At 68.4% G+C, this 24,508-nt stretch carries 22 protein-coding genes; 8 read left to right on the forward strand and 14 right to left on the reverse strand.

Annotated elements, in window-relative coordinates:
• Positions 1–60 precede the first annotated feature (60 nt).
• Positions 61–2,526, forward strand: a complete 2,466-nt coding sequence (locus NO978_RS02570) for a DUF5059 domain-containing protein (protein ID WP_257297949.1) — start codon at positions 61–63, stop codon at positions 2,524–2,526.
• A gap of 39 nt (positions 2,527–2,565) precedes the next feature.
• On the opposite strand, the gene NO978_RS02575 is transcribed toward NO978_RS02570, so the two are convergent.
• On the reverse strand, positions 2,566–2,997 hold the full coding sequence (locus tag NO978_RS02575) for an SCP2 sterol-binding domain-containing protein (RefSeq protein ID WP_257297950.1): 432 nt from the start codon (positions 2,995–2,997) through the stop codon (positions 2,566–2,568).
• A 109-nt stretch (positions 2,998–3,106) separates the two neighbouring features.
• On the opposite strand from NO978_RS02575, the gene NO978_RS02580 reads away from it, so the two are divergent.
• The gene (locus NO978_RS02580; protein ID WP_257297951.1) at positions 3,107–3,352 is read left to right on the forward strand and encodes a hypothetical protein; all 246 of its coding nucleotides are present in this window, start codon (positions 3,107–3,109) and stop codon (positions 3,350–3,352) included.
• A 41-nt stretch (positions 3,353–3,393) separates the two neighbouring features.
• On the opposite strand, the gene NO978_RS02585 is transcribed toward NO978_RS02580, so the two are convergent.
• The 4 genes from NO978_RS02585 to NO978_RS02600 form a co-directional block, all read right to left on the reverse strand.
• Complete coding sequence (locus NO978_RS02585) at positions 3,394–4,059, reverse strand: site-specific DNA-methyltransferase (RefSeq protein ID WP_257297952.1); 666 nt, start codon at positions 4,057–4,059, stop codon at positions 3,394–3,396.
• Positions 4,060–4,102: 43 nt separating this feature from the next.
• A complete protein-coding gene (locus NO978_RS02590) occupies positions 4,103–5,170 on the reverse strand; it encodes a zinc-dependent alcohol dehydrogenase family protein (protein ID WP_257297953.1) in 1,068 nt (355 codons plus the stop codon).
• Positions 5,171–5,296: 126 nt separating this feature from the next.
• Positions 5,297–6,814, reverse strand: a complete 1,518-nt coding sequence (locus NO978_RS02595) for an aldehyde dehydrogenase (RefSeq protein ID WP_257297954.1) — start codon at positions 6,812–6,814, stop codon at positions 5,297–5,299.
• Positions 6,811–7,905: a mandelate racemase/muconate lactonizing enzyme family protein gene (locus tag NO978_RS02600; RefSeq protein ID WP_257297955.1), complete on the reverse strand. Its 1,095-nt coding sequence runs from the start codon at positions 7,903–7,905 to the stop codon at positions 6,811–6,813. The genes NO978_RS02595 and NO978_RS02600 overlap by 4 nt, the downstream gene beginning before the upstream one ends.
• A 212-nt stretch (positions 7,906–8,117) precedes the next feature.
• Here NO978_RS02600 and NO978_RS02605 point away from each other — a divergent pair, with 212 nt between their 5' ends.
• Entirely contained in the window at positions 8,118–8,780 is a 663-nt protein-coding gene (locus NO978_RS02605; RefSeq protein ID WP_257297956.1) for a glycerophosphodiester phosphodiesterase family protein, read from the forward strand.
• Here NO978_RS02605 and NO978_RS02610 read toward each other — a convergent pair.
• Together NO978_RS02610 and NO978_RS02615 are read right to left on the reverse strand one after the other, a co-directional pair.
• Entirely contained in the window at positions 8,777–10,234 is a 1,458-nt protein-coding gene (locus tag NO978_RS02610; RefSeq protein WP_257297957.1) for a DASH family cryptochrome, read from the reverse strand. The two genes, NO978_RS02605 and NO978_RS02610, sit on opposite strands and share 4 nt — an antisense overlap.
• A gap of 45 nt (positions 10,235–10,279) precedes the next feature.
• Positions 10,280–10,675: a secondary thiamine-phosphate synthase enzyme YjbQ gene (locus NO978_RS02615; RefSeq protein ID WP_257297958.1), complete on the reverse strand. Its 396-nt coding sequence runs from the start codon at positions 10,673–10,675 to the stop codon at positions 10,280–10,282.
• Between the two features lie 72 nt (positions 10,676–10,747).
• Here NO978_RS02615 and NO978_RS02620 point away from each other — a divergent pair, with 72 nt between their 5' ends.
• The gene (locus NO978_RS02620; protein WP_257297959.1) at positions 10,748–12,157 is read left to right on the forward strand and encodes a hypothetical protein; all 1,410 of its coding nucleotides are present in this window, start codon (positions 10,748–10,750) and stop codon (positions 12,155–12,157) included.
• Positions 12,158–12,168: 11 nt separating this feature from the next.
• Here the strand turns inward: NO978_RS02620 and NO978_RS02625 are convergent, their stop codons facing one another.
• The 5 genes from NO978_RS02625 to NO978_RS02645 form a co-directional block, all read right to left on the reverse strand.
• Positions 12,169–14,172 carry a SpoVR family protein gene (locus tag NO978_RS02625; RefSeq protein WP_257297960.1) on the reverse strand — a complete coding sequence of 668 codons (2,004 nt, stop codon included), beginning with the start codon at positions 14,170–14,172 and terminating at the stop codon, positions 12,169–12,171.
• On the reverse strand, positions 14,165–15,475 hold the full coding sequence (locus tag NO978_RS02630; RefSeq protein WP_257297961.1) for a YeaH/YhbH family protein: 1,311 nt from the start codon (positions 15,473–15,475) through the stop codon (positions 14,165–14,167). The genes NO978_RS02625 and NO978_RS02630 overlap by 8 nt, the downstream gene beginning before the upstream one ends.
• A complete protein-coding gene (locus NO978_RS02635) occupies positions 15,466–17,754 on the reverse strand; it encodes a PrkA family serine protein kinase (RefSeq protein WP_257297962.1) in 2,289 nt (762 codons plus the stop codon). Before NO978_RS02635 ends, NO978_RS02630 begins: the two co-directional genes overlap by 10 nt.
• The gene (locus NO978_RS02640; RefSeq protein WP_257297963.1) at positions 17,754–19,826 is read right to left on the reverse strand and encodes a PrkA family serine protein kinase; all 2,073 of its coding nucleotides are present in this window, start codon (positions 19,824–19,826) and stop codon (positions 17,754–17,756) included. Before NO978_RS02640 ends, NO978_RS02635 begins: the two co-directional genes overlap by 1 nt.
• A gap of 484 nt (positions 19,827–20,310) precedes the next feature.
• Positions 20,311–20,460 carry a hypothetical protein gene (locus NO978_RS02645; protein ID WP_257297964.1) on the reverse strand — a complete coding sequence of 50 codons (150 nt, stop codon included), beginning with the start codon at positions 20,458–20,460 and terminating at the stop codon, positions 20,311–20,313.
• Positions 20,461–20,768: 308 nt separating this feature from the next.
• On the opposite strand from NO978_RS02645, the gene NO978_RS02650 reads away from it, so the two are divergent.
• From NO978_RS02650 to NO978_RS02660, 3 genes are read left to right on the forward strand one after another with little or no spacing between them, the layout of a single operon-like run.
• Positions 20,769–21,167 carry a DUF5820 family protein gene (locus tag NO978_RS02650; RefSeq protein WP_257297966.1) on the forward strand — a complete coding sequence of 133 codons (399 nt, stop codon included), beginning with the start codon at positions 20,769–20,771 and terminating at the stop codon, positions 21,165–21,167.
• A 25-nt stretch (positions 21,168–21,192) separates the two neighbouring features.
• Positions 21,193–21,645, forward strand: coding sequence for a UPF0179 family protein (locus NO978_RS02655; RefSeq protein WP_257297967.1), 453 nt, complete (start codon positions 21,193–21,195; stop codon positions 21,643–21,645).
• Positions 21,642–22,484, forward strand: coding sequence for a hypothetical protein (locus NO978_RS02660; protein ID WP_257297968.1), 843 nt, complete (start codon positions 21,642–21,644; stop codon positions 22,482–22,484). The genes NO978_RS02655 and NO978_RS02660 overlap by 4 nt, the downstream gene beginning before the upstream one ends.
• A gap of 96 nt (positions 22,485–22,580) precedes the next feature.
• Here the strand turns inward: NO978_RS02660 and NO978_RS02665 are convergent, their stop codons facing one another.
• Complete coding sequence (locus tag NO978_RS02665) at positions 22,581–23,363, reverse strand: succinylglutamate desuccinylase/aspartoacylase family protein (RefSeq protein ID WP_257297969.1); 783 nt, start codon at positions 23,361–23,363, stop codon at positions 22,581–22,583.
• Positions 23,364–23,507: 144 nt separating this feature from the next.
• On the opposite strand from NO978_RS02665, the gene NO978_RS02670 reads away from it, so the two are divergent.
• A complete protein-coding gene (locus NO978_RS02670) occupies positions 23,508–24,227 on the forward strand; it encodes a helix-turn-helix domain-containing protein (protein ID WP_257297970.1) in 720 nt (239 codons plus the stop codon).
• A 32-nt stretch (positions 24,228–24,259) separates the two neighbouring features.
• Here the strand turns inward: NO978_RS02670 and NO978_RS02675 are convergent, their stop codons facing one another.
• On the reverse strand, positions 24,260–24,472 hold the full coding sequence (locus tag NO978_RS02675; protein WP_257297971.1) for a hypothetical protein: 213 nt from the start codon (positions 24,470–24,472) through the stop codon (positions 24,260–24,262).
• Positions 24,473–24,508 lie beyond the last annotated feature (36 nt).

Below are 24,508 nucleotides of genomic sequence, written 5' to 3' on the forward strand. Positions count from 1 at the left end.
ACAGGGTTTTAGGCGAGCCGAAATCGAAAGGGGTTTTAACTTTTAGGCCAGCCTAAAAATATGCGACAGACACGACGTGACTGGTTGAAGGGGAGCAGTGCAGTCGCCGCGAGCCTGGGGCTCGCGGGCTGTGCAGGGATGTTCGGTGCGGACGAGACCGACGACGGGACCGAGACACCCACCGACGAGCCGGTGACTGGGACAGACCAGTCCGGCGGCGGTGGCAGCGACCTCGTCGCGACCGACGTCGCCGTCGCCGCCGAGTGGAACGCGATGCGGACCCGGCTCTGGAACGCGGTCTCCCTCGGCCACGCGGGGAGTCCGGAGGCCGGCGCTGGTGTCGCCCAGTCCACGTTCGCACGCTTCGAGGAGGCCTCGGGCGAGCACAACGCACACGAGGCGCTCGAATCGACGAGCGAGACCGCCTACGAGGAGTTCGAGAGCGCTCTCGGCGAGCTTCGGACCGCTGGCCTCGACGCCGGCGACGTGGGCCGTGCGAGCGAAGCGGCCTCCATCGGGAGCGACCAGCTCCACAGCGCCCAGCGGACGCGTGTCGGTGACGCCGCGGCACAGGCGCTCGACCTCCAGGCGCTCGGCGCACGCGTCGCCGACGCCGCGATGCTGGCCGACGCCGGCGCGTTCGAGGGTGCAGCGACCATCGCCGAGGGCGTCCTCGCCCGGTTCGAGAACGCGCCGGTCCACGGCGCGCTGGAGGACGCCGAAGGCGACGCCTACGCCCGGTTCGAGGGCGGCATCGAGGGGGTCATCGAGTCCGCCGGGAGCGAGGACGCCGAGTCCGTCCGCACCGACGCCGAGACCGCCCTGACCGCCGCCATCGACGGCTCCTACCGCGTCGCACCCGCCGAATCCGTCGCCGGCAGCGGCCACGTCGCGGTCTTCCAGGCGCTCGGCTGGGACGCCGCCGCGCTCTCGCGGATGGGTGGTCCATCGACCGAGTTCGCGCACGCCGCCGCGCTCACCGTCTATCGGGCTCGGGTCCGCGACGCGGTCCGGCTGTACGAGGCCGGAGAGACCGACGCCGCGAAGGCCGCCGTCGAGGCCGTGTTCGCACACTTCGAGGGGGCTCGTGCCCACGAGGCGCTCGAGGAGGCCAGCGAGGACGCCTACCACCAGTTCGAGGAAGAGGGGCTCGCCGCGCTCTCGACGGCCATCGACGAAGGCGACGACGAGGGCGTCCAGACCGCCGTCGAGACCGTCGACGACGCGCTCCTGACCGGTATCGAGGCCCTCGGCACCGGCGACGAGCCGGCGCTGCTCGAAGCCGGCTACTTCCGCGCCCGACTCGCCGACGCCGTCGAACGGTACGACTCCGGCGAGGCCGCCGCCGCTGCAGCGGTCGCCAGCGGGCTGTTCGAGACGTTCGAGCGCGACGAGGCCGGGTTCCACGAGACCCTCGAACACACCAGCGAAGACCTCTACCACGCGTTCGAGGAGGAGCACCTGGACGGGCTGATCACCGCGTTCGAGGCGGGGGACGACGCGGCCGTCGAGACTCACGCCAGCGGCGCGATGGAGGCGCTGCTCTCCTTCGAGACGACCGCGGGCTCGACCGCGCAGGTCAGCGCCGTCGAGAGCGGCTACATGGCTGCCCGTGGCTTCGACGCACGCGCGCTCGCCGTGGCCGGCGCGAACGACCGCGCCGCCACGGCGCTGGAGGACGCCTTCGGTCACTTCGAGGCCGGTGCCGGCGGCTTCCACGAGGCGCTCGAGCACGCCGACCACGAGCTGTACGAGTCCTTCGAGGGCGCACTCTCCGACGCCCGGAGCACGGCCGGCTCCGGCGACCCGACTGGGGCCGTCCGGACGTTCAACGACCGCGCCGTCGAGGCCATCTACACCGTCGTCTCGGCCGCCGGCGGCTCCCAGAGCGCGGTCGCGGCCGGCATCGTCGAGGACGCGTTCGCCCGATTCGAGGACGCACGGGTCCACGAGGCGCTGGAGGAGGCCGACCACGACGCCTACGAGGGCTTCGAGGCCACGCTCGGCGACCTCGGCACAGCCGTCGAGGAGGGCGGCGTCTCGGCTGCTGCGAGCGCCTTCGCAGACGCCTCGCTCCGCGCACAGTTCGCCGTCGCCGGCGCATCCGACGCCGCACCGGTCGGCGAGTCCGACTCCGGGAGCGAGACCGAAACCGAGCTCGCGGGCGGCCCGAACGTCGTCGAGGGTGTCCCCGAGGACGCCGACCACGTCGTCGACATGACCGCGGTCGCGTTCGAGCCTGCGGAACTCACGGTCTCGCAGGGCGACACCGTCGCCTGGACCCACGTTGGCGGCGAGGCCCACTCCGTCACCGCCGCCGAGGACGAGATTCCGGACGGTGCGACGTACTGGTCGTCCGGTGACTTCGACAGCGAGTCGGCCGCCCGCGAGGGCTGGGAGAACGGTGAGGGTGCGGTGCAGTCCGGGCAGTCCTACGTCCACACGTTCGAGACGACCGGCGAGCACGCCTACGTCTGCATCCCGCACGAGGCCGCCGGGATGGAGGGCACCGTCGTCGTCGAGTGACGCGGCGAAGAAACACTCGAACCGCCGGTCGGGCGCGACTCAGTACTCGAACTCGGTGTCGACCGCGCCGGCGTTCTCGGTCATCACGACCGCCGCGGTGCTGTACTGGAGCACCTTCTGCATGTCCCCGTCGAGGTCGAACTCGCCGCTCATCATCCCCTCGATGGGGTCGGCCTCGCCGTGGATGAGCCGCTTCCAGTTCGTGTAGCTCCCGCGGAACGCGAAGCCCCAGTCCACGGCGTTCTCGCCGTCGACCATACGTGCCGCGGTACACTCGCCGTCCTCCAAATCCACGTAGAGGTGGATGGCGTCGCCGTCGTACGTGTCGTCGGGCTCGATGACGAACAGGAACGAGCCGTCGAACCCGACGCCCCAGCCCTCGCCGACCTCGCTGTACCGGTCGGACTCGTTCAGCTGCTCGCGCCACTCCGTGATCCACTCGTCCGCCTCGCTGGGTAGTGCGATGGCCATGCCGTCGGGTTCTCCCGCATCGGCCTTACCCCTTCCCCCGGACGGAGTGGTGTCTTTGATCGGGGGTGACAGCACAGGATTCTTGCGGATGGCTCGGTGATTCCCGGGCATGTCCGACGCTGCACTCCGTCGTACGCTTCGACGGTGTACCGCCCTCCTGCTGATTCCGCTCTCCCTCCGCGTCGTCCAGTTCCGGAACTTCCACGCCGAGAACGGCGTGGACTGGCGGCTCATGCCGGAACTGTTCACCTCGACGCTGCCGTGGTTCGTGATCCTGGCTGCCGCGGCCTACCTCGTCGGGTCGGTGCTCGCGGCCTTCGTCCCCGAGAACCCGCCGACGGCAGGGACGGACTGACGCCGACGCGGACACGGAGCCGTTTCCCCGACCGCCCACCCTCAGTCGCCGTCCGCCGAGAACACCAGGCAGTACGAGTGGTCGTAGCCGTAGCCGAAGACGCCGTCGCCGTCGTCCGCGCCCTCCCAGCCGACGACGACCTCGCCGGCGAAGTCGAGCATGGCCGCACCGCGCTCCGCGACGTCCCACGCGAGCGTCGTCACCCGGTCCTGGTACTTCATGTTCGAGACGTCGACGACGACGGTCCCGTCAGTCGCGAGCACGGCCCCGATACGCTCGAACGCCGTCTCCACGTCGTCGAGGTACTCGTCGTAGCTGCTCTCACCGGCGTAGTTCCGGAACGGGTTGCGGTCGTCGGTCCGCTCCATGAACGGCGGCGAGGTGAAACAGCAGTCTATCGCGGGGACCCACGACGAATCGAGGTCGAGCACGCTCCCCTGCCGGACGTCGTCGGGGCTCTCGATTCGCTCCCGGACGTACCCGACCCGCTCTCGCTCGTACTCGATGCCGTACGGGTCTCTGTCCATGCGCTCGGCGACTTCGAGCGTCGTCCCGAACCCCGCGAACGGGTCGAGCACGGTGTCCCCTGGCTCCGTGTGCTCGGCGAGGAACCGCTCGACGAGCGCGTCGGGCGTCCGGAACTCGTGCTCCTCGTCGAGCGGAAGTGGGCTATCGTGCTCGTACGGCAGCGAGAGGAACGTGTCCATAGGCACCCAGTCCCGACGAGCGCATTGGCCGTTCCGGTTCCCCTCAGAACCCGTCGCAGACCGGGATGCCGACGGTCTCGTAGTCGCCGAGCCCCTCGACGACGCCGGGCACCTCCTCCAGTGAGACGGTCTCGCTGACGATGCGGCCCGGCTCCAGCTTCCCGGTCCCCATCATCCGGAATATCTCGTCGTACTCGTTCGGGGGGATGCCGTAGGCGCCGTAGAACTCCCGTTCGTCCGTGACCATCGTGTCGACCGGGAGCGACACCTCGCCGCCCTCCTCGCTGGTGGTCATGCCGATCTGGAGGTGCTGTCCGCCTTTGCCCAGCGAGTTCACCGCGTTCCGGCAGGTCTCGGCGATGCCGAGCGCGTCCACTGCCACGTCCGCGCCGCGGGAGCTCTCGGTGAACTTCTTGACGGCCTGGGGCACGTCGTCGACCGCACCGACCTCGACGGTGCGGTCCGCGCCGAGGTCCCGCGCTCGCGCCAGCTTCTCCGCGGAGAGGTCAACCGCGATGACGTTCGCGCCGAGAGCGTCCGCGACGTGGACGGCGGAGAGGCCGACGCCGCCGCAGCCGTGGATTGCGACCCAGTCGCCCGGCGTCACGTCGACGCGGTGGACGAGGCCGTGGAACGCCGTGGCGAACCGACAGCCGAGCCCCGCCACGTCGACCGGGTCGACCTCTTCGGGGAGCGTGACGGCGTTGAAGTCCGCGTTCCGCACCGAGTAGTACTCCGCGAACGCGCCGGTCTGGAACGGGACGAACCCCATCGGGATGGAGGTCTCGCAGATGTTCCCGCGGCCGTCGCGGCAGTGGTGACAGCTCCCGCAGCCGAGGTTGAACGGGTTGGTGACGCGGTCGCCGACGGCGAAGCGGTCGACGTTGTCGCCGACTTCGACCACCCGGCCGACCGGTTCGTGGCCGAACACGAGGCCGGGCTGGGGCATCACGCCGATCCACTCCCAGTCCCCGCGCCAGGCGTGCCAGTCCGACCGGCAGATGCCACAGGCCTCCGTCTCGACGAGGATGCCGTCGTCGTCCGGCTCCGGCCGGTCGACGTCCTCGACTGTCATGGGCTCCTCCGCACCCTGGAATACGACTGCGCGCATGGTCCGCGGTTCGGCAGCGACCAGCTTAAATGTAATGAATGTTGGTGTAAAATTTGAATGGTGCCGTCGCTGTCGGGCGGTCGCACAGCCACCGGGGCTGTGTCAACCGGGCGCGCGTTCCACGCCTCAGCCGAGGTTCGGCACGTCGCCGTGGTTCACCTTCACCGACTTCGTCCGACTGTAGTCGTCGAGCGCTTCCGACGCGAGCTCGCGACCCAGCCCGGACTGCTTGTAGCCGCCGTACGGCGCTGGCTCGAACAGGTCGTTGTACGTGTTCACCCAGACGGTGCCGGCCTCGAGGTCGGCGGCGACCTCGTGGGCGCGGTCGAGGTCGTTCGTCCAGACCGCCGCCGCGAGCCCGAACTCGGTGTCGTTGGCGCGGGCAACGACCTCCGCGCGGGACTCGAAGGTGAACAGCGCCGCGACGGGGCCGAACACCTCCTCGACGGCGACGGTGTCGTCGTCGCCCACGTCGCCGAGCAGCGTCGGCGGGACGAACGGTGCGTCCCCCATCTCGTCCGGCAGCTTGCCCTCGTACAGCACGGACGCGCCCTCCTGCCGGGCGGTCTCGACGTAGCCCCGGACCTCGTCCGCGTGGTCGTGGTCGACGAGGGGGCCCACGTCGGTCAGCGGCGAGAGTGGGTCGCCGACGCCCAACTCGTCGAGCCGGGCGTACAGTTTCTCGCAGAACGCCTCGCGGATCTCCTCGTGGACGAACAGTCGCGAGCCCGCCGTGCACTGCTGGCCCTGGTTGAACAGCATCGCGACGACCGCGCCCTCGACGGCGTCGTCGAGGTCCGCATCGGGGAACACGATGTTCGGGTTGTTACCGCCGAGTTCGAGCGAGACTGGGGCGAGGCGGTTCGCCGCGTTGCGCATCGCGGCCTGCCCGGCACCGGTAGAGCCCGTCAGGCTGACCTTCGCCACGTCCTCGTGGCCGGTGAGCGCGTCGCCGACGACGCTGCCCGCGCCCGTCACGACGTTGACCGTCCCGTCGGGCAGCACCCGGTCGAAGATTCTGGCGAGTTCGAGCGTCGACAGGGCGGCCCGGGAGGACGGCTTGTAGACGACGCTGTTGCCCGCCGCCAGCGCGGGCCCGAGCTTCCACGCGACGAACATCGCGGGGAAGTTCCACGCGCTGATGCAGCCGACGACGCCGTAGGGCTCCCGGCGCGTGTAGATGTGCTTGTCGTCGCCCGAGGGCGGGCAGCGCCCCGAGTCGGCGGTGCGGGCGAGGCTCGCGAAATGTCTGAGCTGGTCGACGACGATGGTGTTGTCCACCAGCAGCGAGTGCTTGTTCGGCTTGCCCACCTCGAGCGAGTCCAGCCGGGCGATGCTCGTCTTCTCGTCCGCGACGATGTCGGCGATCTCGTGGAGGAGTTCGGCGCGTTGCTGTGGCGACTTCTCGCCCCACCGACCCTCGAACGCCGCTCGGGCCGCCGCGACCGCGCGGTCCACGTCGGTTCGCGTGCCCTGCTGGACCTCGGCCAGCGGCTCGCCGGTCGTCGAGTCGTGCGTCGTCTGCGTCTCCCCGCCGTCGCTCTCGACCCACTCGCCGCCGACGAGGTGGCCGTACACCGCCTCGCCAACGACGTCGTCGGCGACTGAACGGTGCTTCTCGAGGACGTCCTCGGGGAGACTCATCCGACGACACCTCCGTCGAGTTCGACGCCGAGTCCGGGACCGTCCGGTGGCGTCACGTAGCCGTCCTCGTGGTGGATGGTCTCGGCGAGCGGGAAGTCACGCACCTCGGGCGTCCACGGCGGCTCGATGGGGAACTCGCACCAGGGCGAGCCCGCGGCAGCCATCACGTGCAGGTTCGCCGCGAAGCCGATGCCGTTCGTCCACGTGTGCGGAACGAACGCGACGCCCTGCTCGGCGGCTGCCTCCGCGACGCTCACCCCCGCACGGATGCCGGTCGCGAGCGCGGCGTCGGGCTGGAGCACGTCGAGCGCGTCGTGTTCGAGGAACCGGTACAGCTCCCCGGGCCGGTCGTTGAACTCCCCGCCGGCGATCGGCACGTCCGTCGCCGCGCGGAGCCGCGCGTAGCCCTCGTAGTCGTGTCTCGGCAGCGGCTCCTCGAACCACTCGATGTCGCCGATGTCCTCCAGTTCGCGGGCGACCGCGAGGGCGTCCTTGTAGCGCCACTGCTGCTCGTTCGCCATCACGCGGACCGCCCAGCCCTTGTTCGCGTCGACCATCAGCGGCAGGTCGGGAAACGACTCGCGGACCGCGCGGACGACCTCGACGTCTTCTGTCTCGGCGACCCGGAGTTTGACCGCCTGGAAGCCCTCGTCGACGCGCTCTTGCACGTACTCGATGCGCTCGTCGGCGTCCTGCACCTCGCCCGTGCTCGCGTAGCACGGGATCGGGTCGCCGCTCCCGCCGAGGAGTTCGTACACCGGTTTCCCGGCGTCCTTGCCGATGATGTCCCACAGCGCGAGCTCGATGTGCCACGGGCGGGGCCCGATGAGGTCGATGCTCTCGAGCTTCCGCCGGATTGTGTCCACGTCGTGTGGGTCCTCACCGGTGAGAAAGAGCGACAGCGGCCCCTCGTAGGAGAGCCCGCCCGCGAAGCTCGGGCTGGCACAGCGCCCGGTGATTCCCTCGTCGGTCTCGACCTCGAACAGCTCGACCTCGTGGCTGGACTGCGGGTAGCCCGGGATCCACGTCGGCTCGAAGTGACCGTCGAGCTGGTGGCTGAGGTGGTGCTGGGTGACGCCTGTTATCTGCATAGTGAACCTCTCGCACGCCAGCCCCCTCAACCTTCAGACGAACTGGTCGAGTTCTTCGACGACGCCCGACACGGCCCGGTGGTCCGAGCCGTCTGTCACGTCCGTGGCGGCGCTCGCCGGGCTGAAAGTAGTTCGACCGTCCTCGTCCGTGTGATTAAACCGGAGGGCGTGGGGACGAAACGCGTAAATCGTCGCGGAGCGACACTGCCCGTGTGCGACTCATCGCCCACCGCGGGTTCGCGGACGAGGCCCCCGAGAACACGCTGGCCGCGCTCGAACACGCCGCCAGCAGCGGGGCCGACGTGATGGAGCTCGACGTGCGACGGTGTGCCAGCGGCGAGGTCGTCGTCCACCACGACGAGACGGTCGACCGCGTCACCGACGGCTCTGGCCGTGTCGCCGACCTCACCCGCCAGGAGCTGGCCGGACTCGACGTGCTCGGCTCGGGCGAGGGCGTCCCGACGCTCGCGAACGTCCTCGAATCGGTACCCGACTCCCTCGCACTGAACGTCGAGTGCAAGGAGGTCGGTGTGGCTGCCGAGGTCGCCGAGATGCTGGCGGCCCACGACGGCGACGCGATGGTCTCGTCGTTCGAACGGGACGCCCTCGCCGAGGCACGGGACGCCGCGCCGTCGGTGCCGACCGCCTTCCTCACCGACAGCCTCCGGAACCAGCCGGTGGCGACCGCTGTCGAGTTCGACTGCGACTACGTCCACCCACATTACTTCCTGCCGCTGCTCTCGAAGCTCGTCCCCCGCGCCCACGACGCCGGCATCGAGGTGAACGTCTGGACGGTCCGGTCACCGTCCATCGTCCGCCTGCTCGGGCTCCGCGGTGTCGACGGCATCGTCAGTGACCGCAGCGACGTGCTCTAGGGGATGCTCTCGTACCGGTCGTCGAGCCCCGCCATCGGACGCGGGTAGTCCACGCCGAGTTCGACGCCCGCCTCGACCAGCGCCTCGCGCGGCGCGGTCCAGGGCTCGCGGGCGTAGTCGGGGGCGACCGCGGTGAGGTCGGCCAGTTCGGGACACCAACGCGTCACGAAGGCCGCGTCGGAGTCGTACCGCTCGCCCTGCGAGAGCACGTCGAACGCGCGGTCCCGCGAGTCGTTCCCCACGCCGGCGATGTACGCCCAGTTGCCGTAGTTCGACGCCGGGTCGTAGTCCACCAGCAGCCGCTCGAAGTGGGCGGCACCGCGCCGCCAGTCCAGCCGCAGGTCGTTCGCCAGCAGCGACGCCGCGTTCTGACGTGCGCGGTTCGACGTGTAGCCGGTCGCAGCCAGCTCGCGCATCGCCGCGTCGACGAACGGGACGCCCGTCTCGCCGTCGGCCCAGCGACGGAACGCCGTCTCGTCCCAGCGCCAGTCGAGGTCCGTGCGGTTGCGGATGCCCTCCCGTCGGAACTGCTGGCTGCCGTGTTGCAGGAACTGGAACTGGAAGAAGTCCCGCCAGCGTAGCTCGAAGACGAGCCAGTACGTCGAGTCGTTGGCGACGCGCTCGGCCTCGTAGCGGTCGACCTCGCTCGCGACGTACCGGGGGGAGAGACAGCCGGCGGCGAGCCACGGCGAGAACTTCGCGGAGTAGTCCGCGCCCACGAGCCCGTTTCTGGTCTCCTTGTACTCGCGCAGGTGGTCGCCGGTCCAGAGGTACTCCTCGACCCGGGCGAGTGCCCGTGATTCCCCGCCGCGGAACGGGAGGACGCCGCGCCCATCGGCGGACGCTTCCGGGACGCTCCCGAGCGGCTCGGGAATCTCCCCGGCCTCGGGCAGCTGGTCGGGGAGTGGCGGCAGGTCGGGTGTCGGGACCGGGTCGCGTCCCGTACTCTCGGCTTCGACGCGCTCGCGGAAGGGGGTGAACGTGTCGTCGATGACGGTCGGATGCACGGGCAGGTCGTCGGGATGGTGCAGCGTGTGCGTCCAGTGGGTCCGTCGAGCGACACCGTCGGCGGCGAGCGCGTCCCCGACGGCCGCGCCTGTCTCCCGCTCCTCCGTGGTCGGCAGGGCCTGTTCGTGGAGCACGTCGGCGTCGACGGCGTCGGCAATTTCTGGCAGTACGTCCGCGGGCCGACCGCGCCGGACGAGCAGGTCGCTCCCGTGCTCGCGCAGCCGCTCGCGGAGGTCGGACAGGCTCTCGCGCAGGAACCGGGCACGATGTCCACCCGTCCGCTGATACCGGAACGAGTCGGGGCCGCCGTACGCCTGCTCGCCGACGCGACGCGGGTCGACGACGTAGACCGGCAGGAGCCGGTCGGCGTCGCTCGCGGCGACGAGCGTCGGGTTGTCGTGGAGCCGCAGGTCCCGGCGGAACCGGACGATGGCGGTGCTGGTCACGGTATATCTGGGTGCCGGACGCCCTTGAACGGGTGCCGCGACTGGTTACCCTTCGAGCACGCACACCGTGACCGTCCGCCGTCGCGGGCCGTCGCACTCGACGAACAGCACCGAGCCCCAGGAGCCGAGTTCGAGGGCCCCGTCCGCGACGGGGGTGGAGATATCCCGCCCCGCGACGGTTGCCCGGAGATGCGAGTCGGCGTTGTCGTCTATCTCGTCGTGCCGCCAGCCGTCGTCCGAGACCAGGTCAGCGAGGAACGTCTCGAGGTCCTCGCGGAGCCGTGGCTCACCCTCCTGAACGACGATACCCGCCGTGGTGTGGCCGGTCGCGACCGTGCAGAGCCCCGTCGCCTCGTCGGGGACCGCGGCGTGGACGCGGTCGGTCACGTCGACGGTGGTCAGGCGCTCCTCGGTCTCGACCGTGAACTGCTCGCGGTGCATGGCTCACTCTTCGGGAGCCGACAACGAGAACCTTCTTCACCGGGTAGGATGAGGTGAGTGGTACCACGACAGATGGCACGGTGGGACACACTGACATGCGTCTGCCTGCTCGCGGTCGCGGTGGTGGCGACCGCAGGCGTCGCAGGCACGACGGCAGGAGCCGACGGCGGGATGGTCGACGCAGCGGCCGACAGCGAGTGGCACACCCCACAGAACCGGGATGCTGTCCAGGGACAGGCGGGCCTGCCGAACGGAACGGCGGAACAGCCCGGTGACGTGGTCCGGATTCCGGTCAGCCTGACGGGGAACGAGACCACGGCGACGGTCGTCGTCGAGAACGAGAGCCTGGACTACCGGCTCGTCGTCCGGGTGGCGGACGAGAACCGCGACGGGGTCGTCGTCCTCCGCTGGAACACTTACCACGCCGGCTTCGTCGGGGCCGACGCGGTGGCGAACCGCACCGTCGCGGTCGACCAGCCGGACCGGGTGCTCGAGGCGCGGCGGACGACACCGCAACGCGACGAGCGCCTCGGCGAGGGCCAGTACGCCGTCTCGGTGCGCCACGACGAGCGTGTGGTCGCCGAGGACGTCGTCACCCTCGCCGCCGACCCGCTCCGTCAGTCCTCCATCACCGTGCTGGAGGGGCCGCCGCTGGCCGACGCGTCTGCGGCGTTCGACCGTTCGGGCATCAGCGGCACCGTCGAGCAGGACGAGTGGCTGTTCGTCCTCGTCGAACGACAGTCCATCCACGGCTACGTTGACGGCGTCGAGGACCTGACCGGCAACGGGACCGAGGGTGTCAGCTTCCGCATCACCCGCAGCAGCGACGGCTCCGCGGTCGACCTCTCGAACGCCACGTTCCTGCACTTCCCGGGGTACGACGAGTTCATCGTCGGCATCCCACCGAACGCGACGGTGTTCGACGCCGACACCGACTACGTCGCTCGGTTCGTCGTGAACCGGTCGAACCCCTACTCGGGCGGCGGGGCGGTCAGTTCCTCCACCGGATTCCGCGTGCTCGCCGCCGGCGCACAGCCCGACCGACCCGTCCTCGAAGTCGTCGACGTGCAGGCACCCGAGACCGTCATCGAGGGGCGCGACGCCACCTTCGCGGTGAGCGTCGTCAACAGCGGCGAACGCGAGGGGAGCGCGGCCGTCGTCGTCGCGATGGAGGGCACGAACGTCACCCGCGAGGTGACCGTCGGGCCGCGCTCCCAGCGGACCGTCTCCGTCCCGTTCGACACTGGCCCGCTCACCGAGGGGACGACCGAGTGGTCGGTCGGCATCGCGGGCGGCGCACGAACCGTCTCGGGCGAGATCGAGGTGCGGCTGACGAACGAGACGCGCAACGATGACCCGACTCTGGTGCCCGGACCGCGACGGACGGACGATGGCGGCCAGCCCGGCTTCAGCGCGCTCGCTGCGCTCGTCGGGCTCGGTGTCGGTATCGCGGGGCGCGTGCTGGCGCTGCGAAGGAAGTAGCCCGGACCGGCTCAGGCGAGCCAGTCCTCCGGCTTCGTGTCGTAGTCCACGTCGTCGGCCGCGAGATGCTCGACGTCCTCCCACGGGACGTCCTGTTCCTCGAACTTCTCGCCGTCGTACCGGATGAGTCGTCCCTGCTCGGCAGGTTCCGGCTCGCGGTTCCGTCGGCGGGCGACCTCGCGGTCGTGGTCCGACACCTCCTTGACGACGGTCAGGAGGTTCACCGGACGGCCCCACAGCTCGAACACGCGTTCGAGGGTCTGCTTGGCCTGCCGCACGTCGAGCATCACGCCGTTGTACTCGTGGCCGAGCAGTAGCTCGTTGCGGTTGTTGTAGTTGCCGTCGTACACCGCGATGGTTGGCTTGCCGAAGTTCGTGAACTGCAACAGCAGCTTCTTCTTCACGTCGTCGGCGTCCTGACTGGCGACGCGGTACTGTCCCGTCGCCTGCGAGTACTCGTAGGTGAAGTACTCGTTCTCGTCGATGAACTCCTGGCTGAGGAACTCGTCGACGAACGTCACGTCGTTGTGGCTCCGGCGCACCTCCCGCATGCGGTCCCAGCCCGCGGCGTAGTCCACGTCGTCGATTGCCGCCTCGACGGTGTCGTACACCTGGTCGTCGAACAGGTAGCGCCCGATGCGCTCCAGCTCGGACTGGCTCACCCGCCCGACGAAGCCGCGGTGCGGCCGCCGGACAAGCGAGTAGTGCCGCCGGCACATCCCCTCGTAGGAGAGCACCTTCCACGGGTACGTCGCCACGTCGACCTCGCCGGCGAGTGCCCGGTCGAGCGCCTCGTTGTCGAGGTACTCGTCGGGCAGTTCGGCGAGCGCCTCGAGCGAGTCCGCGTCGATGCTGTCGAGCGCCGGCGGCGGTTGGAGCAGGTCACGGACCTGCGCGAAGTCGACGCTGTCCTTGAGGTTCCGCCACGTGATACCCTCCACCCGGAGCAGCTTGTCGAGCACCTCGCGGCGGTTCGTGGTGTTCTCGACGTACTGCCAGAGCTCCTTGCCCAGGCTGTACGGGTTGAGGCCGGGCGAGCCGAGCACCGCCGCCATGTGGTCGGCGTAGTTGAGGAACTCGTCGTCGCCGGCGAACCCCTCGTCGGTCATCATCCGGGACTCCCAGATGCTGGCCCACCCCTCGTTCATTATCTTCGTCATCTTCTGCGGGGCGAAGTAGTACGCCTCCTCCCGCATCATGTCGAGCAGGTCGCGCTGCCACGGCTCCATCTCGACCGCCTTCTCCGCCTCGTCGTCGTACTGCTTGCCGTGGGTGCGCAGGAACGCGATGACGTCCTTCTGTGGCTCCTCGGGGAACGTCGCCGACGGCTCGTCCCCCTCCAGTGCGTCCAGCCACTCCTCGTCGAACACCTCCTCGCGGACCTCCTCGGAGAGTTCGAGGTCGCCGAGTCGGTCGGCGAGGTCGTCCGGGTCAAGCTCCTCGGGGTCGTCCACGACGGAGCTGATGGCCTGGTACGGCCGGTGCTGGTCGATGTTGTCCTCGAGTGTTAGCACGTTGTCGATCCACTTCTCGACCGCCGCGCGCTCGATCTCGGGGTCCTGCATGTACTCCGAGATTGCACGGGCGTGCCGTTCGAGCATCGCCGCCGCGTTCGGCGTCCCCTCGGCGAACAGCTGGAACCAGTCGTTGTTCGCGAAGAAGTCCGAGTGGGCCTCGACGTGCGTGATGACCGCCTTCTGGTCGGCCAGCGTGTTCGACTCCTGCAAGAACGCGTGGGCGGGGTCGTCGTTGTTGACGATCTCGAACGCCTTCCCGCCGCTGTACTGGCCCTGCTTCTGCTGGCGGTCGTACTGCATGCCCCAGCGCCAGTGCGGGTACCGGTGCTGGAAGCCGCCGTAGGCGATGAGCTCGTTCATCTCGTCGTAGTCGACGACCCAGTAGTTCACCTCGTACGGGGAGAGGCCGAACTTCTCGGCGAGGTTGCGGGCCTCCGCGACGTGCTCCTGCAGGTCGTCAGCGATGCGCTGTTTCTCGATTCTGTCCGGATTACTCATCTGAATCGCCCTCCGTGGAGAGGATGGTGTAGATCGCGTCGGTGACGTCCTCCGGGCCGGTGACGTACGCGACGGCCACGTCGTCGCTCCCACCGAAGTGCGACTCCACCTCCTCGGCGTGGGTCGCGTTGATGGCCGTCCCGGTCGGCTGGGTCTCCACGTAGGCGTGGAGGTTCGCCGGGATCTGCTCCATCATCGGGATGACCCGCTCCTCGGTGTCGTTGCTCGAGTTCTCCGAGTCGCCGGCCGCGAACACGTACCGGTTCCACTCGCTGAACGGGTACGACTCCAGCAGTTCGGCGGCGAGCTCGTACGCCGACGATATCTTCGTGCCGCCACCGGAGCGGATGCCGAAGAACTCCTGCCGTTCGACCTCCCACGCGTCGGCGTCGTGGGCGATGTAGATGAACACCGCGTTGTCGTACTTGCCGGTGAGGTACCAGTCGAGCGGCGTGAACACGCGCTCGACCAGCTCCCGCTTCTTCTCCCGCATCGAGCCGGAGACGTCGCGGATGTTGACGACGACGACGTTCTTCTCTTTCTCCTCGATAATCTCGGGGTGACGGTAGCGCTCGTCCTCCCGGCGGAACGGGACGTGCTTGATGCCCTCGCACCGTATCTTCTCGGTGACAGTCTCGCGGTCGACGTTCTCCTCGACCGCCTCGAAGGACTCCCACTTGGTCCGCTCGTCGCGTGGAATCTCGTCGTAGGCGTCGTCGAGCCACGCCATCGAGACGGGCAGGCTCTCGCCGCGGGCCCACTCGAACGCCTTGCGCGGCCCCCAGCCGTCGATCTTCAGCACCTCCCGCAGGAACTCCTCGTCGAAGTCCATCGAGAGCTTGCGCTTCAGTCCCTCCTTGAACATGCGCTCGAAGTCGAGCGTCGAGTCCGGACCGCTCCGGGTCACGTCCGTGAACGGACCCTCCTTCTCCTCGATGACGCGCTTGCCCTTCGGTTCGAGGTCGAGCCCGAGCTCCTCGTCGAGTTCCTCGGCGAACTCCTCGGGGTCCATCTCGTAGTACTCGTGCTCGCCGCCCTCCTCGCCGGGGTCGCCGTCCTCGCCCTCTCCGGGCTGTGGCTGGGGCTGGCCGACGGGGTCGCCCACGTCGGCGTCGCCCTGGCCGACGCCGCCCTGGTCGCGCTGGTCGTACTCGAACGACGGGAGGTCGACGATCTTGATCGGGATCTTCACCTCGTCCGCGCCGCTGCGGCCGAGTTCGCCGTACTGGATGAACTCCTTCAGGTCCTCGCGGCGCTGTTCACCCACCTCCCGGAACCGGTCGAGGTCGTCCTTCAGTCCCATCTGTATGCCACCTGTCCCATGACGTGTCTGCTGGTCAGTTCGGCCGACGCCTCGGAGTAGCCCTGCAGGTCGACCATCGCGTCGATGGTCTTGGCCTTGAGGTCGGCGGTCTCGGTGCCACTCGGCGGGTCGTCCCACTGGCTCGGCTCGAAGTCCTCGTAGGTGCGGCGCACGTCGTCCCAGTCGTTGGACTCCAGGACCGCCCGGACGACGGGGATGGCGGCGAGGTCGACGTCCTCGATGGCGAAGTCCTCGTCGCGGTGCTCCCACGCGTGGCGGTTCAGCGCCGTGATTATCTTCTCGCGCCGGAACTCTGCGACCGCGTCGCTGGGCTCGTCGCCCTCGTACTCGTCCTCGTCGAAGCGGCCGAGGTGCTCGACCTCGAACACCTTCATCTTCAGCGGGTCGGGCTCCTCGCGCTCGCCGCGGTCGTTGACGATGGGTTCGCCCGTCTCCCAGGCGTACACCTGCTCGACGTACTCCGCGACCGTCGCCTCGTCGACGGTGCTGTCGTGGAGCATCGCGTCGACGACGTCCTGCTCCTGAGCGTCGAACACGTGGTTCTTCACTTGGGCGACGCGGGACTCGAACTCGGTGCGCTCGCCGGTCGAGAACACCGGCGCGTCCACGAGGTTCTCCACCATCGCGTTCAGCACGTCACGCGGCATGAGGACGTCTTCGACGGGCAGGTCGGCGTGGTGCCGGTCGGTGTCCTCGTGGAGCAGGTCCGCAAGCACGTCCCGGGTGTACGTGACGGGGATGCCGTGGGTGCCGTCCTTCGGGTCGGTCGCGAACTCGAACTCCTCGGCGTCGCGCCGGGTGTCGCCCTCCTGCAGGTAGCCCCGGTCGAAGAGGATGGCCTTGTCGACGAGGTCGAGCCCCGTCGGCAGGTCCTCGTCGTCGAGCCGGGTGACGACGCTGTACAGCGCCGCCGCCTCGATGGTGTGGGGGGCGAACTCCCGGTCGGTGAGCCGGTCCGACGAGCGCTTGACCGACACCGTCACCGGCTGGCGGATCTGGTCGGCGAGCTCGTCGTAGGACTCGGCGGTCCACACGGCCGTCTCACCGGTCAGCTCCCGCCGGATGAGCTCGGTCTCCAGCGAGAGGTTCGTCAGGTAGGTGAACTCGTGCTTGTCGAGCCGGCGCTTCAGCGCCTTCAGCGGGTCCATCCCCTGCCGGTCGGAGTGCTGGTTCAGCGTCGCCTCCAGGTCGGGGTTCGAGATGATGACCAGCTGCGTGTCGACGTCCATCCCGATTCCCTTGTCCAACTTGACTGTCCCCTCGTCGGGGACGTTCAGCAGTTTCTGGAGCAGGTCGGCGTGCTGGGCGGCGTCCTCGACGATGGTGAGGAGACCGTTGCCCTGCGAGAGCACGCCGTCGTAGCTGAACGCCTGCGGGTTCTTCCGGCCGCGCGAGTCCAGCTTCTGGAGCATCCCGTGCATCCACGAGCCCACGAGGCGCTCCTTCGGCGAGCCGTCGTCCTCGCTGTGGAGGACCCCGATGCCCTGGCCCACGTCGACGACGTAGTTCTTCACGCGCAGGTGCCGGCTGTCGGCGATGGCCGAGAACAGGTCCTCTCGGCCCTCGCGACGGTAGCGCTCCTCCAAATAGTCGTACGCCTCGCGGCTGAACGGGTCGAGTCGCTCCTCGACGCGGACGGGCACGTCGGACTCGACGTGACTGTTCATCTCCGCGAGGAGGTCCGCCCGGACGGATTCGGGGAGGACCGACAGCGGGTGCACCTGCACGGGCGACTCGTACCAGTCGGTCTCGTCCTCGCCGCCGAGCTCGTCGCCGTAGCTCAGCCCGCGACTGCTGCCTTCGGCGGCCGCGACGTTCCACTCGACGGTGTACCTGCGGCCCGCCTCGGTCTTCGAGTACTCGCGCAACCCGTTGACGAGACAGCGCTTCAGCTCTGACTTGCCCGTGGCGGTCGGCCCGTCGAACCAGAGGATCTTCTCGTGCTTGCCACGCCCCGCCGCGATGGAGCGCAGGTCGTCGACGAACGAGTTGAGCACGTCCGTGTTGCCGAGGACCGCGTGTTCGCCGTCGTTGTACGGGTCGTCGAAGAAACGGTAGCGCTCCTTCTCCTCACCCTCCTCGACGACGGTCCGAGTCCCGGCTGCCTCGATGGCCTGCAGCAGGTACTTCGAGGCGTGGGCCGCGATGGAGGGCTGCTCGAACGCGCGGTCGATGTACTCCGCGATGCTCATCGGGGGCTCGTACGTGTCCTCCAGCGCGCGGTCACTCGCCGTGACGTAGTCGTCTCCGGTGCTCATCAGTCCTCCATCTCTGCCTTGGCGACCTCGGCGCCGGCGAACTCGAGCACTTCCGTCGCGCCGTCGCGCGAGTAGCCCTGCTCGACGAGCGCGTCGACCCAGGCGTTGCGCTCGTCGTCGTCGGTCTCGTTGGCGCTGACGAGGGCGCTGAAGTTGATGTTGTGTTTCTTGTCCTCCCAGAGCTTGCGTTCGAGGGCCCGGCGCAGGCGCTCGTTGTCCTGCGGGTTGAACGTGTCACCCTCGCGGGCACGGCGGGACACCCAGTTCGAGACCTCCTGGCGGAAGTCCTCCTTGCGGTCCTCGGGGATGTCGAGGTTCTCCTCGATGGAGCGCATGAACTTCTCGTCTGGGTTCTGGTCGCGGCCGGTGATGTCGTCCTCGATGGTGTCGTCGTCGATGTAGGCCATGACGTGGTCCATGTACTTCTCGCCCTGCCGCTGTATCTCGTCGACGTCGTACGCGAGGGCGTGACGGACGTCCTCGATGGCGCGTGCCTTGTACTCCTCGCGGACGAGTTCGAGGTACCGGTAGTACGTCTCGAAGTTCTCCTCCGGGATGGAGCCGTGGTGTTCGAGGTTGTCCTCGAAGAAGTTGAACACCGTCAGCGGCGAGAGGAACCCACGCGTGCGGTGCTTCGAGTCCATGATGGCCTCGGCTATCTCGTCGCCGATGAACCGCGGCGAGACGCCCTCCATGCCCTCGCCGATCTCGGCCTTGGCCTCCGCCTCGTCGCGGAGCTTCTTGACGTCGATGTCGTCGCCGTCGTCGATCTCCCCGTTGTAGGCCTTGGCCTTCTGTATCATCTCGACGGTCTCGGTGTCGGGCTCCTCGATACGGGTGAGCACCGCGAACAGTCCCGCCATCTCCAGGGTGTGGGGCTCGACGTTGATGTCGGGCACGTCCGCGTTGTTCAGCATCTTCCGGTAGATGTCGGCCTCCTCCTCGTAGCCAAGGACGTACGGGAAGTCGATGCGCTTCGTGCGGTCGTTGAACGCCTCCATCTTCTCGTCGCCCTTCTTGTCCTTGTACTCGGGCATGTTCGTCCGCCCGACGATGACCTGGTCGATGTCGATACGGGGGTTGTTCTTCGGCTTGATGGTCATCTCCTGGGTGGCGTGCAGGAAGTCGTAGAGGAACTCCCGCTGGAGCTTCAGCAGCTCCTCACCGGAGAAGATGCCGCGGTTCGCGTTACAGAACGCGCCGGAGTAGTCGAACGAGCGCGGGTCGGACTCGCCGTAGATGGCGATCTTGGAGTAGTTGACGTCGCCGGTCAGTTCGGTCTCGTCCTGGTTCTTCTTGTCCTTCGGCTCGAACGTCTCCAGGCACTGGCGCTTGTTCTCGTCGGCGGTCAGCCGGATGACCTCGACGTGGTTCCCGAGGACGGTCTGGAGGTCGTCGTCGTACTCCTCCAGCAGGCGGTCCATGTAGAACTCCGACTCTGGGTCGAGGCTCTGCTCGTTCCGGATGGTGTACGGCGCGTCGTGGACCTCGTTGATGTCGTCGATGACGGCCTGGCGCTGTCGCTTCGGGAGGAGCACCAGCGGGTCCTGGTTCATCGGCGACCGGACCACGTCGTCGGCGGGGTCCTGGTCACGGATGACGTCACAGAGGTTGGTCCACCGGAACGTGTACATCCGTCCCTCGTCGCGAAGGGTGTAGTCCTCGAAGTACTGCCGGACCATGCGGTCGAAGTGCGACTTCCCGGACCCGACCGGGCCGAGCAGCAGCTTGATACGACGCTCCGGACCCAGGCCGCGCGCCCCGGATTTCACCTTGTTGATGAACTCGTGGATGGACTGATGGATGACGTTCCCGTAGAACGTGTTCTCCCCGTCGTTGAGGGGGTCCTCCGTGGCGAGCTGGTACTTGACGATGCCCTCGCGCTCGTCGTACTCGGTGCCGTAGAAGTCGAACATGTCGGCGACGCGCTGGTGCGCGTTCCGGGAGACGAGCGGGTCCTCGTACACCTCGTCGAGGTACCACTCGAAGGACTTGGTCTCGCGCAGGTCCGCCGGTATCGACTCCTTGTAGTCGGTGCTCAGTTCCGCCAGTGATTCTCTGGTGTCGGTCATGCTATCATGGGTATCTCGTGGGGACCCGGTGACTCGCGCGCCGGGCGGCCGAACGCGCTCTCGGGTCGCCGCCGGTCCAGCACTTGCTCGGTCACCCCTGCCACGGACGGACCGTCCGGTCGCGTTGCGTCGTCGGCGCGCCCGCCCCGGCCGCGCCCCATCCGTCGGGCCGTGTTTCGTGGCATGTGTGAACTTGTGACACTGCCCGGCGCGTGACGGCCACTCGACGGAGTTTGAGACCGAAGGGGGCCGCCACGGCCGGTAGTGCGGGGGATACCGAGTGGTATCACTAGTTCAGGAGCGAACGCGCATAAGTTTGACCCCAACAAATATTTACCTGGACCAAAACTCAGTTTAAAGGAATCGGTTCCGTCCCGCCAGAACCGCTCCTCCTGACGGCCGTTCGTGGGCGCTACAGCGGTTGTTTATAAGTGTTCGATGCCACGGCGGCCGGTCGTCCGGCCGCCGACGGGCGACCCGCCTCTCAGGGCAGCAACAGGACGAGGCTGACGATCCGTACCGTCAACTCGACCACCGCCAGCACGGTGTCGAGGACCTCGAGTCGGTCCCGGTCGTCGGTCGGTTCCTCGTCCTGTTCGGCTGTTGTCCGGTCCGTGGTCTGGCTGTCGCTCATCTGTTCCTCCTCACGCCTCGTCCCGGTCGACCCCCGTCCGGATTCATCGGCGCGGCCGGTGGTAATCGACGAAAACGGATAAATCTGGCCCCAATAATTATGTAGTTCTGGCTTTTGCCCTATTTATACGATTCCTTCTTTTCTATTCTCTCCGGCTCTCAGTGACGCTCGGTTCGGCACAGACGATGGGCCATTTAAGTACCACCCTCCAAACCACACGGCCGGAGTCGCCGCGCCCGGTCCCCCCGACGTGTCGCTCACCGTCGGAGACCGGGACTCCTTAACCGGCTCCGACCCTACCCGCAGCTATGACTGATTTCGCGGACCTGCCCGACGGGTGGGTCGTCTGGAACGAGGAGCCGGATGGCCGCTGCGTCCTCGCCTACCGGCCCGACGTGTTCGACTCGACGGAGTTCCCCGCGCCGTGTCTGCCGACGCTGTACCTCACACGTGGCCGACGCAACCACCGCCGCCCCGGCGTCTCCCGCGAGGACGCCATCTCGGGCGACTGGTACGTCACCCTCTACCTCGAACCGGACGTCCAGTTCCAGGAGACCAACCGGTTCGAGAGCCGCGAGGCGGGCCTCGCGGGGACCGTCGAACTCGCGCGTCGGTTCGCCGACGGCGAGATCGACCCGGACGACGTGTACCAGGTTCCGCGCGAGGAGTACATCGCGGAGCTGCGCGCGCTGACGGGACAGTCTTAACCGGAAGCCTCGCGTACGACACGCCATGTCGAAGGTCACGCTCATCGGGGCACGGCTCGCCGACCCCGGGGCCCAGTTCGTCTACGAGGGCGAGGCGAGCGCCTGCGAGGGCTGTCCCTACCGCAGTCAGTGTCTCAACCTCACCGACGGCGTCAAGTATCAGGTGACGGACGTGCGCCAGAACGCACAGACGCTCGACTGCGCGGTCCACGACGAGGGCGTCCGCGCCGTCGAGGTCGAGGCCGTCGGCGTCCGGGCGAACGTGCCCTCGCGACAGGCCTACGCCGGGAGCAAGGTCGAACTCGCCGGGCCGTGCCCCCACACGGACTGCCCGAGCCACGAGTTCTGCGAGCCCGACGGTGCCGAACTCGACGAGGAGCACCGCATCGCCGAGGTCGTCGGCGACCCGCCTCACGATTACTGCCACCTCGACCGCGAGCTGACGACTGTCGAGTTCGCACCGGAAGAGGAGACATGAGCGGGGACCCGACGGAGGAGCCCGAGGACGCCGGAGAGCCCGAGGACGAGGACCTCGTCGAGAACACCGTCGCCGCGCAGCTCGAGACGGAGGACCCCACACCCGCAGAGGCGGTCCTCGAGGCCGGCCTCTCGCCGCTGCTCTCGCTCGGTTCGCAGGCGACGGGGGCGCTCGGGCTGCCGGAGCCGACCGTTCTCGCCGACGACGTCCTGAGTCACCCGGCCGAGGAGCGCTTCCGGTCGTCCGCGCGTCGATACGCCGATCGGTTCGACGTGCCACTGCTCGACCCGGAGGGGCTGTCGGACGCCGGCGCGGACCTGCCCGTCGATGACCCTCTCGGGACCGCGGCGGAGACGGTCGTCCGGAACGCCGGCCGCTGGCAGGGCCAGCTGCTCGCCCAGCTCGTGTACGAACCCGCGGACCCCGACCCCTACCTCGGGCTCGCGGTGCTGCTCGAGCGGCTGGAGCGAGCCGCCGTCGGTGCAAAAGAGGCCCACGGGACCGACGCGGACACCGAACATCTGCTCTCGACGAGCCTCGCCGTCCTCGCCAGGCTCGTCTCTCTCGCCGAGACCGACGCGCACGTCGACGACGACACGTACCGCGACGCGGTGCTGGCGAGCTACCACGTCGAGGTCGCGACCGACGGCGAACCGCGGTTCGACCCGTCCGAACGGACCGACGCGGAGTGTCGTCGCATCGTCCGCCTCCAGGGCGCACTGCTCGCGTTCGACACCTTCGACCGGCCGGCCGACGAGGTCGCGGCACTCACCGGCGTCGGTCCGGAGGCGCTCCTCGCCGCCCTCGGTCGCCGGGACACCGCGGATAGCAGCACCTGAAGGCACGACTGACCGCTGTTCGTCGGCCCGGAGGGACCCGCCCCTATCGGATTCGGGCGTACACCCCCGTCGGAGTAGCGAGACTGACCGGGGTCGTCAGCCGACGTAGCCGACCCTGTCGGCGGCGTAGCCGAACACGTCCTCGTAGCCGGAAGAAGACATCAGCACCGGGTAGAACTGGTCCTCGGCGACGACCGACTCCCCGTCGACGGCCGCGTACGTCTCGCCCTCGTCGACGCGCTCGAAGTTCTCCACGAACACCTCGTACTCGCTCGCGGGTCCCTTCGGGATGCGCCGGACGAGTCGGAACACGGGCGTGTCCCGGGCGGGCGGCACACCGGGGAGGACCCCGGTCGCGGTCAGGAACGAGAGCACGAGCAGATAGCTGTTCGCGGCGGCGTCCTCGGTACCCTGGAGCCCGCACTCCACCTCGATGGTGTCGGGGACCGCTTTGAAGATGCGACCCTCGACGAACCGGCCCGTCTCGACCACCGACGCGACCGGTAGCCGCGGACAGACCGTCCGGGCGAGGTCGTCGACGCCGTCGACCACGGCGAACGGTTCGGCGTGGGACTGTGTGGAGTGCAGCGCCAGCGTCCGGCAGCCCTCCAGCTCGTGGGCCAGCTCGTACGCGAGCCGTTTCTCGTGTGTCTCACCGTCGGGATACCCCGGGAACGCCCGGTTCAGGTCCTCCTCGACGTAGCGGACCCCCCGCTCGGCGGCCTCCTCGTTCGCGACGACCAGCTTGACCGGTCGGCGCACCTCCGGAGCATCGCGGAGTAGTCGCTCGATAGCACGCATCCCACAGGGCTCGTCGCCGTGGATGCCGCCGACGACGGCGACCTCGGCGCGACCCTCCCCCAGCTTCGTGACCTGCATTCGTCACGTCCCATGGGACGTGGGGAGTAAAACCGTTCGAAGCGAGGCTGGCCCAGTCGGGGAGGATTCGACCCCCTCCCGACCATGGTCGGCCAGGGTCTGTTTGAGCGACACACACTAACGTCTGACCGGACTGTTCAATCTATGGCGTTGGCCGACCAGACACCGGGCACGAGACTGACTTTGGAGCTGTGGCATCCGAACTGCTGGGCAATCGAAGCGACAGAAGGACATACCGGCGGCGTCCTCGCACACGCGATCTACGACTCGCCCCGAGCCGACGCTCTCCCGACAAACTCGGTCAACGGACTGTTCACCGCCTACGGTGCGACGGAACGCGATGTCGAGGAGCTGCTCGACGCCATCCGGGAGAGCGAGCACGCGGGTGAGGTCCAGGAGCTCCAGCAGCGGTTCGGCCGGGCGCGAAACGCGCCGGGCAACGTGGTCCGCGAGTTCTTCCTCGAGTACAACCCGAACGACATGGTCTGCCCGACGCTGCTCCAGCACGGCTTCGTCCACAGCGCACCCGTCCGCATCGAGGACGGCAGCGAGGAGTGGCAGGTGGGCTTCGCCGGCGAGCGCACCGAGATTCAGGACAAGCTCGACTGCGTTCGCGAGGAGGCCGAAGCGGAGGTGACGATCTCCGCCATCACCTCGTCGGAGTCGGGGAAGTCACCACGTGAGCAGCGCCTCGACACGCTCACCGCCGCCCAGCGCGAGGTGTTCGAGCACGCCCGCGAGGCCGGCTACTTCGAGTGGCCACGGGGCACCTCGACGCGCGACCTCGCCGACGACATGGACATCTCGAAGACGACGCTGCTCGAACACCTGCGCAAGGCCGAGGCGAAGCTGCTCGACCCGTAGCGAACCGGCAGGACGGCTGCTGGAGACAGTACTCAGTCGTCACGACGCCCTTCTTCGAGCGTTCGTGCCTCCTCCTGGACCCTCGTCAGCTCGCGGTCCACGCTGCTGTCGCCGCTCCCGTGGGCCGACCGGACCGACCGGTCGAGCGGCGAAGGGACGAACCGACCCGACTCCGACTCGTCGTCGTCACCGTCTGTTTCGCCGCCGACGTGTTCGAGGACCCATCGTCGCAGGCGACGGAACATATCGAACAGTTTCGGGAGCGTGGAGAAGTAAATCTT

This window comes from Haloarchaeobius sp. FL176 (assembly GCF_024609245.1).
GTDB lineage: Archaea > Halobacteriota > Halobacteria > Halobacteriales > Natrialbaceae > Haloarchaeobius.

Excerpts from the sequence above, each read along its gene's own strand:
- NO978_RS02570 (WP_257297949.1), top strand. The coding sequence starts at position 61 with ATGCGACAGACACGACGTGACTGGTTGAAGGGGAGCAGTGCAGTCGCC.
- NO978_RS02575 (WP_257297950.1), bottom strand. The coding sequence starts at position 2,997 with ATGGCCATCGCACTACCCAGCGAGGCGGACGAGTGGATCACGGAGTGG.
- NO978_RS02580 (WP_257297951.1), top strand. The coding sequence starts at position 3,107 with ATGTCCGACGCTGCACTCCGTCGTACGCTTCGACGGTGTACCGCCCTC.
- NO978_RS02585 (WP_257297952.1), bottom strand. The coding sequence starts at position 4,059 with ATGGACACGTTCCTCTCGCTGCCGTACGAGCACGATAGCCCACTTCCG.
- NO978_RS02590 (WP_257297953.1), bottom strand. The coding sequence starts at position 5,170 with ATGCGCGCAGTCGTATTCCAGGGTGCGGAGGAGCCCATGACAGTCGAG.
- NO978_RS02595 (WP_257297954.1), bottom strand. The coding sequence starts at position 6,814 with ATGAGTCTCCCCGAGGACGTCCTCGAGAAGCACCGTTCAGTCGCCGAC.
- NO978_RS02600 (WP_257297955.1), bottom strand. The coding sequence starts at position 7,905 with ATGCAGATAACAGGCGTCACCCAGCACCACCTCAGCCACCAGCTCGAC.
- NO978_RS02615 (WP_257297958.1), bottom strand. The coding sequence starts at position 10,675 with ATGCACCGCGAGCAGTTCACGGTCGAGACCGAGGAGCGCCTGACCACC.
- NO978_RS02620 (WP_257297959.1), top strand. The coding sequence starts at position 10,748 with ATGGCACGGTGGGACACACTGACATGCGTCTGCCTGCTCGCGGTCGCG.
- NO978_RS02625 (WP_257297960.1), bottom strand. The coding sequence starts at position 14,172 with ATGAGTAATCCGGACAGAATCGAGAAACAGCGCATCGCTGACGACCTG.
- NO978_RS02630 (WP_257297961.1), bottom strand. The coding sequence starts at position 15,475 with ATGGGACTGAAGGACGACCTCGACCGGTTCCGGGAGGTGGGTGAACAG.
- NO978_RS02635 (WP_257297962.1), bottom strand. The coding sequence starts at position 17,754 with ATGAGCACCGGAGACGACTACGTCACGGCGAGTGACCGCGCGCTGGAG.
- NO978_RS02640 (WP_257297963.1), bottom strand. The coding sequence starts at position 19,826 with ATGACCGACACCAGAGAATCACTGGCGGAACTGAGCACCGACTACAAG.
- NO978_RS02645 (WP_257297964.1), bottom strand. The coding sequence starts at position 20,460 with ATGAGCGACAGCCAGACCACGGACCGGACAACAGCCGAACAGGACGAG.
- NO978_RS02650 (WP_257297966.1), top strand. The coding sequence starts at position 20,769 with ATGACTGATTTCGCGGACCTGCCCGACGGGTGGGTCGTCTGGAACGAG.
- NO978_RS02655 (WP_257297967.1), top strand. The coding sequence starts at position 21,193 with ATGTCGAAGGTCACGCTCATCGGGGCACGGCTCGCCGACCCCGGGGCC.
- NO978_RS02660 (WP_257297968.1), top strand. The coding sequence starts at position 21,642 with ATGAGCGGGGACCCGACGGAGGAGCCCGAGGACGCCGGAGAGCCCGAG.
- NO978_RS02665 (WP_257297969.1), bottom strand. The coding sequence starts at position 23,363 with ATGCAGGTCACGAAGCTGGGGGAGGGTCGCGCCGAGGTCGCCGTCGTC.
- NO978_RS02670 (WP_257297970.1), top strand. The coding sequence starts at position 23,508 with ATGGCGTTGGCCGACCAGACACCGGGCACGAGACTGACTTTGGAGCTG.
- NO978_RS02675 (WP_257297971.1), bottom strand. The coding sequence starts at position 24,472 with ATGTTCCGTCGCCTGCGACGATGGGTCCTCGAACACGTCGGCGGCGAA.